Source organism: Pseudoalteromonas sp. M8, assembly GCF_018141365.1.
Lineage (GTDB): Bacteria > Pseudomonadota > Gammaproteobacteria > Enterobacterales > Alteromonadaceae > Pseudoalteromonas.
Map to the genome: position 1 here is coordinate 1013956 of NZ_CP047239.1, position 16920 is coordinate 1030875.

Genomic DNA, 16920 nt, shown 5'->3' on the forward strand with positions numbered 1-16920 from the left:
TTTGAGTTACGGCTATACCCTTATTATCCGTGATGGTAATTTGCTTTAAGTCGCACGATTATATGCTTGTTTTGCGGCTATTTTGTGGCGGACCTAAGCAACTTTACTATAGTTAATATTGTTAAAATTTACCGCTACGGGTGGCTTATATATGATTACGTTTGGCTTGGGAAAAGCAAAAAAGCAAGATGGACAAGATACAGCGCTATTTCAACACTTTAAGGCAACAACCCCTTACTTAGAAGTGGATTATCAAACAGATATTTTTCAGGTTAGTCCAGCCTTTAACCGTTTACTCGAATACCCAGTTACCCACGAGCTGAAGTCACTCGCTTTTATATGTCACACCTCAGAAGATGCCGCCGTACTTAAGCGTGGACTCGCTAAACTTGAGCAGCAAGCACATGCAAAGGTTGAGCTCTCTTTCAATACAGCGAATGACAACAAACCGAAGAAGTTGTTACTGGAGCTATCACGTACTCAAGAAGGCAGAATTTTAGTTATTGCGACTGACATCGGTCATTACCTCACCAACATTGCCAACATGAGTGCAAATTTACAAGCTTTATCAGCGTCCTTTGCGATTATTGAGTTCGACATGCACGGTAAAGTGCTGAGCGCGAATGACAACTTTTTGTCCGTTATGGGATACAGCTTAGAAGAAATACAAGACAAGCATCACAGTCTGTTTGTTAAGGATGACTACGCAGCCAGTGAGGAATATCAAGCATTTTGGCAACGCTTAAATAATGGCGAATTTTTTGAAGGTGAATTCGCAAGGCAAACAAAATCAGGTAAAACGATATGGATCCAAGCCACTTATAATCCAATTTTTGATGAACACAATAGACCTATCAAAGTCGTAAAATATGCCTCAGATATCACCGCACAAAAATCAAAAGCCGCTGACTTTCAAGGGCAAGTTGATGCCATCAAACAAACTCAAGCCGTTATTGAGTTTGACCCTTACGGCAACGTAAAGACTGCAAACAGGCTATTTTTAAATGCGGTTGGTTACACATTAAGTGAAATACAAGGTCAACACCATCGACTCTTTGTGGCACAAGAAGAAGCTGAGAGCAGCGAATATCAAGACTTTTGGCACGCTTTACGACAAGGTAAACATCAATCAGGTGAGTTTAAACGCCTAACCAAATCAGGAAACATTCTGTGGATCCAAGCAACCTATACCCCCATCTATGACGAAAATGGCCAGTTGGACAAAATCGTCAAATATGCCTCCGATATTACTCAAGCAAAACTGGCGTCTTTCGACTTTGCCGGACAACTCAAAGCCATCAATCGCTCGCAAGCTGTTATCGAGTTTGATTTGCAAGGTAATATTTTAAAAGCAAATGAAAATTTCCTGTCTGTTATGGGCTACAAGAAAGAAGAAATCATTGGCAAGCATCACAGCATGTTCGTCGACAGCTTTTACGCGCAAAGCAGTGAATACAAAGCATTCTGGCAGCGTTTAAAACAGGGCCAATTTGAAGCCGGAGAGTTTCACCGTTTCGGCAAAGGTGGCAAAGCAATCTGGATTAGTGCCACCTACAACCCAATTTTAGACGAGCAAGGCAAGCCGATAAAAGTCGTTAAGTTCGCAACGGACATTACCGAGCAAAAGGCCACTGCTGCTGATTTTGATGGTCAGCTTCAAGCCATTCGTAAGTCACAAGCCGTCATTGAGTTTGCAATGGATGGTACTATTTTATGGGCCAATGAGTCATTCCTAGATACGATGGGGTACTCACTTGACGAAATCAAAGGTAAACATCACCGTATTTTTGCTACACACGAACAAGCCACTAGCTCTGAATACCAGCAATTTTGGCAAAAGCTCAACCGAGGTGAGTTCGACTCAGGACAATACTTAAGGTTGGCAAAACAAGGTCGAGAGGTATGGATCCAAGCGTCTTATAACCCTATCCTCGATCAACAAGGCCGCCCCTTTAAAGTCGTTAAATATGCAACGGATATCACAGAACAAAAACAAGCGGTTGAACATATTAAAGATGCTATCTTGGCAATGGAACAAGGTGATTTAAGACATAGGATCACCCACCGCTTAGGTGGCGAGTTCTCGGTGCTGCAACAAGCGATGAACGGATTATTCGACAAATTAAGTGATTTAGTTAACACCATAAACAACGGTGCAGAGCAAGTGTTTGATGTAGCTAAACAAATCGCGAATAACAACGAAGAACTCAATAGCCGCATTGAAAATCAAGCGGCGAGCTTAGAAGAAACCGCCGCTACTATGGAAGAGCTTACCGCTACGGTTAAAAAGAATGCGAGTAGCGCAAGCAATGCCGCAGAGAAAGCGACTATTGTTAGAGAAAAAGCACACTCAGGTAAAGCATCGATTGATGATGCCATTACCGCAGTAGGTAAAATCGAATCTTACAGCACGAAAATCTCTGACATTATCAGTGTCATTGACGAAATCGCTTTCCAAACCAACCTCTTAGCACTCAATGCTTCCGTTGAAGCAGCCCGGGCTGGTGAGGCTGGACGCGGATTTGCCGTGGTTGCCGGAGAGGTAAGAAACCTTGCTCAACGTAGTGCATCAGCGGCACGTGAAATCAAAGCATTGATCAAAAATAGCGTTGATGCTGTGGCGCAAGGCAGCAAACTTGTATACGAGTCTGGCACGACTTTCGATGAGCTAATGCAATCAATTGCCGAGGTGAGCAAAATGGTGGCTGACATAGATAACGCTGGGAAAGAGCAAGCTGAAGGGATAGCTGCGGTTTCCACCACCATCGCGCAAATGGATAATATTACTCAGCAGAACGTTACTCTGGTTGAAACAACATCTCGTTCAGGTAGAAATATGGAAAATCAAGCCAAACTACTTACCGATCAGGTTGCATTTTTTCAACTAGATGAATAGTTAAGGGCGCACTATCTACACAACCACATACAAGTAATTTATCTGAATATACCCGTTGTACCCTTCATGCATCGGGTATGTTATGCTCGTCCCGCTGGCCAATCTTCCTTTTGTTTATCGCTTTACCCATTTGGACTGTTTTATTAAACAAAAGGAAAAATGATGATAAGTCCAGTTACACCAAGCGATCACCAAGAACTACTGGCTGTTTGGGAAGACTCTGTGCGAGCCACTCATGATTTTATCACTGAGGCGGATATCGCTTATTTTAAACCTATTATTATTGAACAGGCGTTTCCAAACGTTACGCTGCACTGTGTAAAAAATAGCGATGCGAATATCGTCGGTTTTATCGGTATACATGACCGAAAGATCGAGATGTTGTTTGTACTGGCGAAATGCAGAGGACAAGGTGTCGGAACTGAGCTGCTTCACTTTGCGCTTGAAACACAAAATGTGCAGTTTGTTGATGTCAATGAGCAAAACCCCGAAGCCGTCGGCTTTTATGAAGCTAAAGGTTTTGAAGTGTATGAGCGCTCACCAACTGACGATATGGGAAAGCCTTACCCAATCCTACGAATGCGACTTCTAACGTCAGCTTAATTCAAATATGGGCCTACGCAACGGGCCCATAATTTATCTTTGTCTAGCCAGAGCACTTAGAAAACACCTAGCATACTGATATTTAAATCAGAGAAATCGATACAATCACATTACATACAGTAAACGAGCAGTTGAAAGTAAACGCACTAAAGCTGTTTGCTTGGCAAGTATTAGTAACCCGAGCTAATCACTTTCATTAAGGCCATCTCTTGATCGTTAAAAAACTTTGACCATTTACAATCATTTACTATTTAAATAAGAAGCACAATAAAATTTATCTCCATCTTTAAACTGGCTATTTTTCAATCTAAAGTCCCGCTTTTCAGTACAAAAACCAACCCAATCAAATTTATGTAATTAAAGTTAAATTGACAATCGCACACAAAATAAAATAAATGTAACAAAACAAAAACAAGGAGAGAAAAAATGATAAAACAGTTATTACTTACTTCCGCTCTATTCGGATTAGCAATTTGTTCGACTAATGCACTAGCAGATCAAGTGCTGTGCGCTGTAAGCCCTACGAGTACCCCTCAGGAAATGAAACCCGATTTTTGTGGGAGCCAAAGAGTAACATCCTCGAGACCCTACGTAAGCTTTCAATTTGAACCATCCAAACCTGTAGAGCATGTGACGTGGCGTTTCAGCACACCATTATCTGGTAGATGGGACTGTGGTCCAAGCACTGAGTGTGTTTTTTATGATGATGGGCTCGACAGCTCACCTTTGAGAGATGCAACAGCGTGTGTCACCAGAGTACTTTACAAAGATGGCACATGGAAAAGTATGAACGAATGCGCAACTGCGATTTATAACTTAGGTTCTAGGTTCTAGAGCTCATCACAAACCAATAATAATTTGAATTATAAGGAATATAAAAATGAAAAAAACGATAATTTCAAGCACACTACTTTTACTCGCTACAACTACCTACTCACAGCAAGCTGAAGCAGCACACGTTGAGTGCCTGATCGGTGGAACTAGTACACAACAGTTTTTTGAACCCGACTTCTGTTCAGCGATGGCTAACACAGACCGTCCCTCCGTTGCATTTAGATTCATTGCAGACAAAGATGTTGCAGATGTGGTTTGGTCATATAGTGCATCCGCTACAGGGAGCTGGAACTGTGGTAGCAGTACATACTGTAGCTTCCGCGATAGTGGCAGACAAAATAACGATTTGTTCTACAATGCTTCGGCCTGTGTAACAAAAGTACTTTATAAAGATGGGACGTGGGAAAATACAAACCATTGCGCTAATGGGCATTACTCAAAGCAGTCAAGCAATCCATTCTAAGGGGTTATGCGTATGAAATTTTCAATATCAGCCTTGTTATTTCTCACGACTTCTGTCTTTTCAGGCCACGCCTCAAGCTCAGAAAGTGTACAATGTGTAATTAGCCCTACGAGTACCCCACAAGAGTGGCAAGATATGTGTGTAACTCATGATGTTATGTCACCAAAGCCTACTGTAAGCTTCCGTTTTCAATCGACAAAACCGATTGAGCAGGTTAGATGGAACTACAGTGCGTCCGCTACAGGCGTTTGGGATTGTGGTACAACACAATACTGTCAGTTTAAAGATAACGGTAGAGACTCGAGTAGTTTCAGAGATGCTAGAGCTTGCGTAACCCGAGTTTTATACAAAGATGGAACTTGGAAAGACACTAACGAATGCGCACAAGCTTTGTATGGAACTGGAAATCGTTCTAGATAGTGTCAATGGATAAAAATGAAGCTTTGCATTCATATAAAGCTTCATTTTTATTTACCAAACTAAGAAAATAAATTGGGGTAATCTACTTCAGCAAGCTGCATACTATTTGGCAGGCAATCATTTCTCATAAAAGTCATTAGTTCTGGGCGCTTCTCACATAGCAACACATCCAATGCTAAACGATTTTTTCCATACACACCTCGATGTATCATATTGGCTGAAAATACAAGAAGATCTCCGGCCTTTAGCGCTATAACCTCACTGTTAGGTAGATTGTTATGGTTTCGATACCCTGCCTGTTCTAACCTGACATTTAGCTCTTGAGGTAAGTCCCAACGTTTATGAGTACCCGGGATCAGCTCTATTCCTGGTTCATCTTCCAATGCTAACCGAAAATGAACAACTTCAGGCCCCAACAACAATGCTTGTTTTTGCTCCTCAATGGTTAAATGATATTGAGGATCTCGATGCCAATAATTTAGTTGGCTTGCATTCACGGGATTAAAGAATAGTTGAGTATTCATAAACCCAAACTCACGCGTGAATATCGTTGACGCGAGCTTAAAGAGTGAAGCAGAGGCAATAAATTTAAAAAGGACAAGCCTTTGCTGTTCGTCTAGATACTTTGGTGCGGTAAGATAAGCAGAATTGACTGCCTTATTTTGATAAAAGTCACTATTATCATTCTGCCAGGCTCGATGGAATGCTAAAACAACCTGCTTTATCTTATTAAGCTCAGTGGAGGATATAAACTTGGGTTTTAGAACGTAACCACACTCATCAAAATTATGAACCGACTTTCCCATCACTTATCGACCTCTGACATTGCAGAAAACTCTCCGATAACTAAACCAATTTCATTTTGCCTCATATCGTACTCTTCCATTTATGGAGTGTGTTTAACCTGAGGTTTGGATTACCAACATCATATATCATGGGGTTTATCTGGTGATATAAACAAGGTAATGTTGTTGCAAGAGTCATGAAACAATTGGCTTCAACCTTAGAGCATATAGTTTTAAAGCATCATTTACGGATTGCAGGCTGATTGCTTCGCTGTTTGACTCTAGCTTTTAAATTTTGCAATCACAGCGCGTCTAAAATGACTTCAGCCTTACTTACTTCAAATTGCTTAGGTTGTTCTACATTGAGCTTTGTCACAACACCATCTTCAATAATCATAGCGTAACGCTGCGAACGCACACCGCCAAATGCTGCGGTATCCATTTCGAGCCCCAACGCCTTGGTAAAGCTTGCATCGCCGTCTCCAAGCATCATAATTGCTTCTGCATTTTGTGCATCACCCCAAGCTTTCATTACGAAGGCATCGTTTACTGATATACATGCGATAATATCAACACCTTTTTCAAAAAACTTATCTGCATTCACGACAAAACCAGGTAAATGAGATGCTGAGCAAGTTGGTGTAAAGGCACCAGGAACTGCGAAAAGTACAACTTTCTTACCTGAAAAAAGTGTCGTTACTTCATGATGAATCATACCGTCAGAGGTGAGCTCGCTCAGCTCTGCATGTGGTAATTTTTTTCCAACTTCAATCATTGTTTACGTCCTTAAAATTAGGGCTAAATGCCTATATTTTGTTACTTAACCAAAAGTCACTATTAGTGCTACATTTGGATTCGTTTTATATCCACTTGCGGGATTTCATAACCGGTAAATAGCAGCCATTGTTTTTCTGCTATGTATGTAAGACCGCGACTTCGGCTAAAGCTGCGCTCTGGAACTCGGATAATATCTTTGTGCGCATTATTGGCAAAGTCAAAATAGCTAATACGAAAATCACCACGCTGAACATACAAATAATAGAGCCCTGAATCAGAAACAGACCAACTTGCACTTGAGGCCAAATGTGCATTTTTAAATAAAAGCGTTTTGTCTCCAGTTGTAATCTCCATACGCCACATTTCTTGCGGTTCGCTTTTATATACATACAACACCCCGTTATGTTCAACTACGGTGGTGCCCGCCGTTAACTTCACTGGTTCGCTTTTTGAATCAACAAAAACGCGAAATACATTATTACCATCAGAAATATAAATTGAGCTGCCATCTTGAGACCAACTGGGTTTACCGTGATATTTAAGCCCTGTTTCTAACCGTGTCACTTGTTGAGTAACCATGTCCAAAAGTTGAAGTTGACTTCCTTTATGTGACTTTGTCGTGAAAATCGCTTTAGTACCATCCGGGGACCAAGCAGGATGCATTGCCTGTAGTCCCAGCGCAGTCAGCTGTTTTCGTTGATCACCTTCCAAATTAGAAACCCAGATTTCATCAAATCCTGATTGATTGGACACGAAAAGTAAACGCTCCGATACCGATGAGTAACTGGGATAACGAAAACTAGTTTGTGACTGTAATAGTGGAAAGGGTGAACTGGCAACTTGCGCATTAAGGTCAAGCTTCATAATGGAGGTATTAATATTCCAATCATGAAAATACAAATATCCAGAACGACTAAAGCTTGGGTAACTTAGGCCATCAAATGGTAGCGTCCCTAACACTTTACCATCGAGCGCCAGTTTATAGGCCGTACGAGCACCATGTTCAATCGATGATACAACTAAATAATCATCAGTTGGATGCCAGCTTATTCCCCGTAAATCGTCATGCCCGCTTAGTAGAGTAATTTCCTTCCCAGTCTCTAGACTTTTTAAATATAAATTCTCAAGCCCATTGGGTAGGTTTCGACTAATCACTATTCGCTTGGCGTCGGGTGAAAGAGCTATGCTCTCAAGCTCACTCCCCTGACAATCTAACTCACAGCCCAACTCAGTTGCTGTTTTATCATTTAAATTCAATAAGGTTACTTTTGGGTTACCAGCTGGCTGCTTGGCGATAAATCCAAGGAGGTTTTTCTCTGCGGAATAAGTTAAAACGGTTGTTATGTCTGCAACACAGTTTGCTATTTTTGACTTTTTACCCGTCACTACATGTAACGACTTGATGGTACATTTCCCTGCATGTTTCTCTATATAAAATAAAGTTTGATTATCTCGGCTCCATACTGACACGGATGCATTTTCAGGACCATCAGTTAGCGCCTTGAGAGGGGCTTCTGGTTTCAGTAAGTTCTTTAAATATAACCCTGCATGGCTCCCAAACTTACGCCATGCAAATGCCAAGTATCGTTCATCCGGAGAGGTGCTAGGAAATAACTCACGACCTGGGAAGTCTGTTACTTCTTCAAGTTGTTGCTTAGGCTGGAAAACTTGAAAATAAAGAAAGGCAATAAATACAATCAATAATATTGCCACAACACCAACTGCTTGCGTCGATAAAGTCGAGCTTTGCTTAGTGGGTGTATCGCAGGCTTCTATAAAAATGGGTTCAATCTTTAATCTATATCCAGACTTTCTTATCGTTTCTATTATTTCGTAATCTTCCTTGTCACGCCCATCTTCGCTGGCGCTACTCAGTGCTTTGAAAGTTTTGCGAAGATGCCAAATGGCATTGGTAAGTGCTTTCTCCCCAACAAATAGATTCCCTCCCCAAACCTCTTTTATTATTTCTTCTCTCGCAACAACGTTCGGATAAGCACGCGCTAGTACCGTCAGCACTTCAATAAATTTTGGTTGCACGCAACATACCTGTCCTTTACTGGATAGTATATGCCCAACCGGATCAATATTGACATGTAGTAACTGATAAGTCGCGCTGTGCTGCATTTTTCCAACCATGAGTAAACACGATGTAAATCATACCTAAATTAGCCACCAAAAGACAAAATTAACGCGATAAACATCATGATAGAAATTCACTCCCACCCTCAAAAAACAATATAAACAATTGAATTTAATACTTATTTTTCAATAGATATTAAATAGAGATAAAAACGTCAAAGAATAGATGTCGAATTTATTGCGTGAACATTAGCGATAGTCACAATGGGTAAAATGAGAAGCCGTAGTTTTTTGTAGTCTAATCAGCACAATAAGATACGTACTTCTTTCTTCAAGCCCCAAAAATAAACAACAATCAGAAATTAAAAAAGAGGGACTCCCGTGTCACCTAACAATAATATTAAATTACTCGCCCTATCTATCGCGCTCGCCTGCAGCAATATGGCAACTGCCGAAGAGCAACAAATCGACCGTCAGCAAGTTGAACAAAATAATGCGGTAGTTAAAGCACAAAATGAAGATAAATCACTAGAAAAGATCGTCGTCACCGGTTCCCGCATCAAACGTGATAGCTTTTCAGTGTCAACCCCTATCGCCACAATGGGAGCCGAGTCGCTAAATGATGCAGGTTTAGGTTCGCTTTCAGATATTCTTTTTGAAGAAATGCCCCAAGTGAGTGAGGGGACCGGTAATGGTAACTCGCAAAGCAGTGTGCAAAATACCGGACTTTCAACTATCGACTTGCGCGAATTGGGTGTTAGCCGAACACTCACTTTGATCGACGGAAGAAGAGTCGTATCCAACAGCTATTCGGGTAACTATGTCAGCCTATCAACCATCCCTAAAGGTATGGTTGAGCGAGTTGAAATTATCACTGGAGGCGCTTCTGCAGCGTATGGCTCCGATGCCATTGCAGGTGTCGTTAATATTATTACTCAACAAGACCAGGAAGGGGCAACATTTAGTGCCCGAGGCGGTGAAAGTACCGAAGGTGGCGCTCAGGAATACACAATAAGTGCGGACTACGGCACAACTTACCATGATGGCAGAGGCTATCTTTTCATTAGTACCTCATACGACGAAGAAAAAGGATTGAGCTACTGGGACAGGAAACGTGCTCAGCAACAAGATAGCTGGGATTATGATGATGATCGTATGTGCAATGTAATGCTCACAGCAAACTACGATCCAGATACCAAAAGCGCTTACCGTTGCATGAAAGATATTGATAAATCACAATGGACTAGTTTGAGCGACTCTATCCCTGGTGGTGTATTTGATGAGTCAAGTAGCACTAAGCCAAACTCAGGTTTTTGGTATGATGGCACAACCTTACGCGACGATTGGCAAGAAGAGCTCCATGGTATCCACATCAACCAGTTCACTATGTTGAGAGTACCGGACAAAGACCTCTCTGCGGCAGTAAAAACAGAGTATGAGTTTGACTCGGGTACTGAAGCTTACTTTCAAATGCAATACAGCCGAAATACCTCGCGCAACGTAAAGTCGCCTGAAAGCGAGGATGAATGTGATGCGATTGTTACCTATGATCCAAATAGCAGTCAATTTGGCTCAGACTGTATGGGTCGGATTCCTTATGATAACCCCTATATGCCAGAAGCAATTCGTGCAGAGGCTAGCTCCAAAGGCGTGAAGTGGGATCGGCTATTCACCGAAGTGGGAAATATAATCACTAGTAATGAGAGAACAACTATCAGATCTTGGGGTGGGTTACGTGGTTATATTTGGAATGACTGGGAGTGGGACGTTTCTGTTGGCTACGGCAAATTTAAGCAAGAGCAAACCCGCAGTAACGAAATTTACGTTGCACGAGTCAAACAAGCGCTAAATGCTGAACGCCTTGATGATGGTACGGTTCAGTGTAAAGATGAGCAAGCACGTAGCCAAGGCTGTGTACCAGTCAACCTTTTCGGCGAAGGCTCGATCACACCTGAAGCGGCGGATTATATTCGCGCTAATCCCGCTATTACGACTGATATAGACCAAGTGACTATTTCTGGCTTTATTACTGGTGATTTATTTGAACTTCCAGCAGGCGCCGTTGCTTCAGCTTTTGGTTTTGAATATCGAAAAGATACACAGAGCGTATCGACCAACGTGCCAAATGGTGGCGTAACGTTTAACTATGTGCCCACATTTGAAGGCGATGTCAGCGTTCGTGAAATCTTCGGTGAATTATCGTTACCGCTATTAAAAGACGCGCCAATGGCAAAATCGCTTAGCGCTGAGGTCTCTGCACGTATTGCAGATTACAGCTGGGCAAATACGGGATTAATCCAAAGCTACAAAGCAGGTTTCATTTACGAACCAATCGAAGGCTACTCTATTCGTGCTAATTGGGCTCGAGCAATGAGAGCTCCAACAATAACAGAGCTAATGTCACCACCTCGTGGAGACTATGATAGCTTTGATGATATCTGTGATGGTGTTACCGCGACGTCAACAGATGCAGGCCACGACAACTGCCGCAAAGATGCGGGAATACAAGCCGCTATCGCCGCTGACGGTACTTTTGAAGACGAAAATAACGGCTACTCACCCAACTCAGGAAATAGCGAGCTGTTTGAGGAAACCGCAGATACCATCACCATTGGTTTATCTTTAGCGCCTTCCTTTGCACCGGATTTTAGAATTGCGCTAGATTACTACGACATTCAAATTGATGATGCGGTAAGCTCACTTGCTAACGAAGACATCATTAAGTTCTGTTATGCATCATCAATGGAATTCGGTGACAGTAACGAGTTTTGTCGTGATGTTAAACGCGATGAAGAAGGCCAGATTTATGAAGTTAATCAACGTGTCATTAATACCGATGAGATCCGCACTAAAGGTTACGACATCGCACTCGAATATGTGTATGACGCTAGCGACTACGGTAGCTTTAAGGTGAAAGCAGACTGGACACATGTTATCGAATACTCAATCACCAGTACGGGTCCTGATGGACAATACGAAGACCTTTATGAAGGCTACCTCAGCACCGATATCTTTGAAGACAAAGGCGCTATTTCACTAACTTGGTATAAGAATGACTGGCGTGTACGCTTTAGCACAAAATATAAAGGTGCAGTGGAAGCCAGCCGTTCGAGATATGAAGACTGGCAAGCTGCTATCGAGAAGAATAATGAACGCTGTGCAACAGGCGAAACAACCTGTATAGCCAATCCAGAGCCCCTATGGCAAGGTGCACTGCCATCAGTAACGACTCATAGCTTAACGGTAAACTACAGCATGGAGCTAGGCGATAACCGCACTCTCTCTGTTTATGGTGGTGTGAATAACCTGTTCGACGAAAAAGGTCCGTTCATCGTCGGCGGTACAGGTAATTTTGATAGCGCCTATGGCTCAGGTGTTGGCCGTTTTGCGTTTATTGGAGCAAAATACCAGTTTTAGACTTCTGCATTGATCCGAGGGGCTACCACTGAGTAGCCCCTTATCTTTACAAACCAAAAAGTGTATCGCGTAACTTATCTGAGATTTTGTCAATCTCTGCATTGCATTGGTTGTAGCCTTGGCAATTAATAATTGCACTCATAACCATGTTTTTTGACGGCAGATACCAATTTAACGTCGCATACCCAATCTCAGCACCGTTATGATGATAAACAGGTTCATTTCCGACGTGCTCACTAAAGATACCCATGCTGTATTGCTGTCCGGTGACATCAGTATCCACCCATACGGATTCTCCTAGCAATTGCTCACGCACATTAGCGGGAATATCTGGGCTCGTTATCATGATTTTAAATAAGTCACCAAGATCCTTAGCCGTCGATACAATCGGTGCATCAGCCACACCAATATTGGCATAGTAAGGTTGCGTATTAATTTCATTGCCCTCATCATCAACAAAGTACCCTGATGCAATTTCACCAAACGCCTTTTCGATCCCTCCATAACTCATACTACTTAAGCCAAATGGTTCAAAGATATACTCACGCATCGCCTTTGAGTGATGCTCCCCCAAAACTTTATCCATAATTAGACCCGCCAATAAATATCCAGTATTAGAATATTTCCACGCAGCTCCGGGTTTGAAATTGGCGTCTTGATTGAGAGCAAACTGCAGTGCAAAGCTGTCCGTTTTTATTAAGTCTGGCTGTTGTAATACTGCAGCAAAAAATTCACCGTTAGCATCATTGAGATAATCATATAATCCAGCCGTATGATTGAGTAACTGCCGAACATACATTTCGTCACTGTTTTCTATCTGTTGTAAAAGTTCGTGAGACAAATAGTCACTTATCGGTGCATCTAGATCTAATAACTGTTGTTCATGCAACATCGCCATTAAGAGCGCAGTTACTTTTTTACCCGCACTGCCATTTGGGATCCTAGCGTCCGTGGTCATGGGTATCGTATTTTCTTTATCTGCTAACCCGGCAGCACCATAAAATTGAAGCGTAGGCGAATCAATATAGAGCACAATACCAGGGATACCCGCTTCAACACTTTGTTCGAGCATCGCTTGAAAATCAACTTCGGCTACGGGAGGAGAGACAGGGCTCGGTTTAGGGTTAGACGTCGACTGACTATCATTACAGCCAAATAATGACAGTCCACCACACAATAATGTGACCAGTTTTAGTGTTCTCATGAGAAATACCTCGTTTCGTTTAAGTGATAAAACAATAACTAAGGTATGTACGCCATGCTGTCTCTGACTTTTTCAAAATGTATCAAACAGTAACGACTTCCTTTATTTTCATGCATAATGTCAGACCATTAATTATGGAAGGCCAGAACAAGCTTGATACAATTCGATACAACTTGCAGAAAGTCGATACAGCTATACTCGCTTACACTCACTACAGTAACTAGCAAATTAATAACTAATAGAAATTGCTATGAAAACACATTTATTGATTGCAGCCTCACTTATGGCCGCAAGTGCAGCGCAGGCCAAAAGCACTGACGCAAAAAAAGAAGGTCACGGCTATTTGGCCATTGGTTACGGGATCAATTACAACAGCGATATTTACAATAATGCCGAGACCTCGCTTTCGCCCACTGTACATGGCGCCTACTATTTTAGTAATGGTCTATTTGTCGAGTTTCCAGGCCGCGCTGAGAAGTATGACCCAGCACTTGCACTCGGTTATCAGTTTTATGAAACAGAAAATTGGGAATTTGATGCCCTACTCTCAACCGCTCATGGGCGAATAAATTACCGTTTTGGCGGGACTCGCTATGAGCTAAACACTTCGTCTTATCTTGGGGTAAGAGCTACAGGGAATGTATTTGGCTTACAAATTAGAGCTATTGTTGCACCAAAAGTGATTAACTCAGATTATTCAGATGGTCGCTACGCTTCATTATGGATCTCTAAGCCTTGGCAATACAAAAACTGGCACTTTTATAGCGCAGTCGGTGCACAATACCGAAACTCGGCCATGTTAGATTATTACTACGGTGGCGCACCATTTAAAGATTACGATGCCAAAGGTGGGGCTAATCTTGGGGTAAAGCTCGGATTTTCACGCGCTTTAACAGAAAATTGGATAGTCGATGGCCACGTCAGCTACACCAAATATGCATCAGGTATTATGGATAGCCCTATCACTAAAGCAATTGTCAGTTTTAACGATAGAATTGAGCACGGTGAAAGCATTGGCCTGTCACTTAGCTACGTATTTTAAGGAGCTAAATATGAAAAAACGACTATTTGGCTTAGCCCTACTCGCTATGCAAACTCAAGCGAAAGAAGAAATTAAGGTCCCCGTATGGACCGTAAAACCAGGGCAATGTGTTGCGCTCGAACAAGGTCAGCAATGTTTTATCGACCTCTCAGTGACCTGGCAAACCTCTGTGACCGGTAACTTTTGTCTCCATGCCGATGAAAAAGAGCTGGTTTGTTGGCAGCAGCAAAAAACCGCGAGTTGGCAAGGCGAGATTTTAGTTGAGAAAGATTTGCTCATTACCTTAGAAGATAACAAGGATATTCTCGCAAGCTATGCTCTGCAATATGCTTGGGTGTTTAAACAACAAAAAAGTAACGCCGTGCGTTGGCGACTTTTCTAGGAGTAGTTGTGGTAGCCGAGTTAGTCCTAATAGAAGACGATAAAGAGTTGGCCCAGTGGCTGAGTGATTACCTCTCTACCAAAGGATTTTCAGTGCGGCTATATCATGATGGTCAAGACGGGCTGGAGCACGTTTTAGCCTCTCCCCCCGACTTGGTGATTTTAGATGGTATGCTGCCAAGTTTAGATGGCTTTGAAGTCTGCAAGCAACTGCGTCTGTCGCTCAGCATTCCAATATTAATGCTCACCGCACGGGATGAGGAAATTGACGAAATTATCGGCTTAGAAATGGGGGCTGACGACTACCTCAAAAAACCTGTAAGAGGCCGGTTATTAGAAACTCGTATCAAAGCGCTATTAAGGCGTCATCAACCTCAACACCCAGCGCCCAAAGCAACACTTGAGTTTGGCACACTCTACATTAATAAAGAAGATAGGAACGTTACCCTTGCAAAGCAGCCAGTTAACTTATCCAGCAATGAGTTTGATGCGCTTTGGGTACTTGCCAGTAAAGCCGGAAAAATTGTTACCCGAGATGAGCTTACTAAAGCACTCAGAGGATTTGATTATGATGGGTTTGACCGCTCTATAGATTTGCGTGTTTCGCGACTGAGAAAGAAGCTAGGTGATGATGGCCAAAACCCATTTAAAATAAAGACGGTATGGGGTAAAGGATATCAGTTGGCGAAGGACGTGTGGTAATGTGGCGCTTTGTGTTTGCTTTACTGACCATCTTAACGCTTACAAGCGTTATCACAGGTCAGGTGTTTGATAAGCTTATCGCCGCATCCTCCGAGAGTAATGAAGCGCATTACGATCCACTTAGCACAACCGCACCAATTATTGCCGCAATGGCTAAAGACAACATACCTGAGTCACAAATTACTGCGCTTCCACTGCACCAAACAATAACCGCTCAACTTATACCAAGGGCCGACTATCCACTCCCTGCGAGCTTAAGCAGCACACTCTCACAACAGCGACTTATTTACCTCGAAAGCGAATCATCAGTAAGCGCTTGCATACTTACAAGCCAAGATAACATCTACATCCTGACAATGCCGAAGCAATTTCAGACTAAATATGGCCTGCTCATGACCTTGTTGTTTTACACTATCGTTCTGATTGTTGTCGTCGCCTTTTTATCCCCATTTATTGCTAGGCTGTTAAAGCTCAAAAATGCCGCACATCAGCTGGGTAAAGGCGAACTCAACGCCCGCGTGCAAGTCGGTACGGTATGGTACTTAAAGGATATTGAGCAAGCGTTTAATCAAATGGTACGACAAATAGCCGGGTTAATGACTGACATGAAGCTATTAAGCAGCGGACTTTCTCATGAACTACGTACGCCACTTGCAAGGGTAAGAATGGGGCTAGACACACTGGTTGAAACTCATGATGATGAGCTGCGGGCACAGTACGAAGATAGGATCAACCAAAACCTTGATGAAATGGAGCAAGTGATTGATGCTATTTTAGATTACGCAAGATTGCAGCACCGCCTTGACGACGTCGAACTTCAGCCTGTTGACTTGAATGCGATGGCTCACCAGTTAGCCAATAACGCCCACCATCATGACTTAACACTAAAACTTTCGTCAAAACCTTGCTGGATAATCGGTGAAGGTCAGTACTTACGCATGCTAATCAATAACTTATTATCTAACGCGATAAAATATGCCAACGGTAAAATATCACTAGAAACCCGAGTCGATAATGACAAGGTTAAGTTTATTATTGAAGACGACGGGATAGGTATAAGTAACGAGGTTCGAGACAAAGTGTTACTACCATTTTATCGCGACGATTCTCAATCACAATCAGGGTATGGAATTGGCTTGGCCTTTGTGCAACGTATAGTCACTCGTTTTGGTGGTACCATCGTAATTCAAAAAAGCCCCGCGCTGGGCGGGGCCAAAATCACTGTTTCGCTGATACAGACTCAGCAAAAGTAACGTTAACTCTGAAGCTGTGGTAAGCAGTGCTACAGTTCACCGCTTGGCAACGAAACAGTGTACA

General features: G+C 42.4%; 13 protein-coding genes. 9 read left to right on the top strand and 4 right to left on the bottom strand.

Going from position 1 to position 16920, the window contains the following annotated elements; translation table 11 throughout:
• Window positions 1-151: 151 nt before the first annotated feature.
• The 4 genes from GSF13_RS04160 to GSF13_RS04175 all read left to right on the top strand — a co-directional run bounded on the left by GSF13_RS04160 (window position 152) and on the right by GSF13_RS04175 (window position 5216).
• Window positions 152-2896, top strand: coding sequence for a methyl-accepting chemotaxis protein (locus tag GSF13_RS04160; RefSeq protein ID WP_211865285.1), 2745 nt, complete (start codon window positions 152-154; stop codon window positions 2894-2896).
• A gap of 162 nt (window positions 2897-3058) precedes the next feature.
• Window positions 3059-3499 carry a GNAT family N-acetyltransferase gene (locus GSF13_RS04165; RefSeq protein ID WP_206471839.1) on the top strand — a complete coding sequence of 147 codons (441 nt, stop codon included), beginning with the start codon at window positions 3059-3061 and terminating at the stop codon, window positions 3497-3499.
• Between the two features lie 880 nt (window positions 3500-4379).
• Window positions 4380-4796 (top strand): hypothetical protein, encoded by a 417-nt coding sequence (locus GSF13_RS04170; RefSeq protein WP_211865287.1) that lies wholly within the window; start codon window positions 4380-4382, stop codon window positions 4794-4796.
• A 12-nt stretch (window positions 4797-4808) separates the two neighbouring features.
• The gene (locus GSF13_RS04175; protein ID WP_174169644.1) at window positions 4809-5216 is read left to right on the top strand and encodes a hypothetical protein; all 408 of its coding nucleotides are present in this window, start codon (window positions 4809-4811) and stop codon (window positions 5214-5216) included.
• A 59-nt stretch (window positions 5217-5275) separates the two neighbouring features.
• Here the strand turns inward: GSF13_RS04175 and GSF13_RS04180 are convergent, their stop codons facing one another.
• From GSF13_RS04180 to GSF13_RS04190, 3 genes are all read right to left on the bottom strand, one after another.
• On the bottom strand, window positions 5276-6022 hold the full coding sequence (locus tag GSF13_RS04180; protein ID WP_174169645.1) for a phytanoyl-CoA dioxygenase family protein: 747 nt from the start codon (window positions 6020-6022) through the stop codon (window positions 5276-5278).
• Window positions 6023-6302: 280 nt separating this feature from the next.
• Window positions 6303-6776: a peroxiredoxin gene (locus tag GSF13_RS04185; protein WP_010603902.1), complete on the bottom strand. Its 474-nt coding sequence runs from the start codon at window positions 6774-6776 to the stop codon at window positions 6303-6305.
• A 68-nt stretch (window positions 6777-6844) separates the two neighbouring features.
• Window positions 6845-8902, bottom strand: a complete 2058-nt coding sequence (locus GSF13_RS04190) for a winged helix-turn-helix domain-containing protein (RefSeq protein WP_227388040.1) — start codon at window positions 8900-8902, stop codon at window positions 6845-6847.
• A 336-nt stretch (window positions 8903-9238) separates the two neighbouring features.
• Between GSF13_RS04190 and GSF13_RS04195 the strand changes: the two genes are divergently transcribed.
• The gene (locus tag GSF13_RS04195; protein WP_211865291.1) at window positions 9239-12274 is read left to right on the top strand and encodes a TonB-dependent receptor; all 3036 of its coding nucleotides are present in this window, start codon (window positions 9239-9241) and stop codon (window positions 12272-12274) included.
• Between the two features lie 46 nt (window positions 12275-12320).
• On the opposite strand, the gene GSF13_RS04200 is transcribed toward GSF13_RS04195, so the two are convergent.
• Entirely contained in the window at window positions 12321-13478 is a 1158-nt protein-coding gene (locus GSF13_RS04200; protein ID WP_102058273.1) for a serine hydrolase domain-containing protein, read from the bottom strand.
• Window positions 13479-13728: 250 nt separating this feature from the next.
• Here GSF13_RS04200 and GSF13_RS04205 point away from each other — a divergent pair, with 250 nt between their 5' ends.
• The 4 genes from GSF13_RS04205 to GSF13_RS04220 are packed head-to-tail and all read left to right on the top strand — an operon-like array spanning window position 13729 to window position 16856.
• The gene (locus tag GSF13_RS04205; RefSeq protein WP_010603906.1) at window positions 13729-14520 is read left to right on the top strand and encodes a MipA/OmpV family protein; all 792 of its coding nucleotides are present in this window, start codon (window positions 13729-13731) and stop codon (window positions 14518-14520) included.
• Between the two features lie 10 nt (window positions 14521-14530).
• Window positions 14531-14902, top strand: coding sequence for a DUF3019 domain-containing protein (locus tag GSF13_RS04210; RefSeq protein ID WP_102058272.1), 372 nt, complete (start codon window positions 14531-14533; stop codon window positions 14900-14902).
• An 8-nt stretch (window positions 14903-14910) separates the two neighbouring features.
• The gene (locus GSF13_RS04215) at window positions 14911-15603 is read left to right on the top strand and encodes a response regulator transcription factor (protein ID WP_211865293.1); all 693 of its coding nucleotides are present in this window, start codon (window positions 14911-14913) and stop codon (window positions 15601-15603) included.
• On the top strand, window positions 15603-16856 hold the full coding sequence (locus GSF13_RS04220) for an ATP-binding protein (RefSeq protein ID WP_211865295.1): 1254 nt from the start codon (window positions 15603-15605) through the stop codon (window positions 16854-16856). The genes GSF13_RS04215 and GSF13_RS04220 overlap by 1 nt, the downstream gene beginning before the upstream one ends.
• Window positions 16857-16920 lie beyond the last annotated feature (64 nt).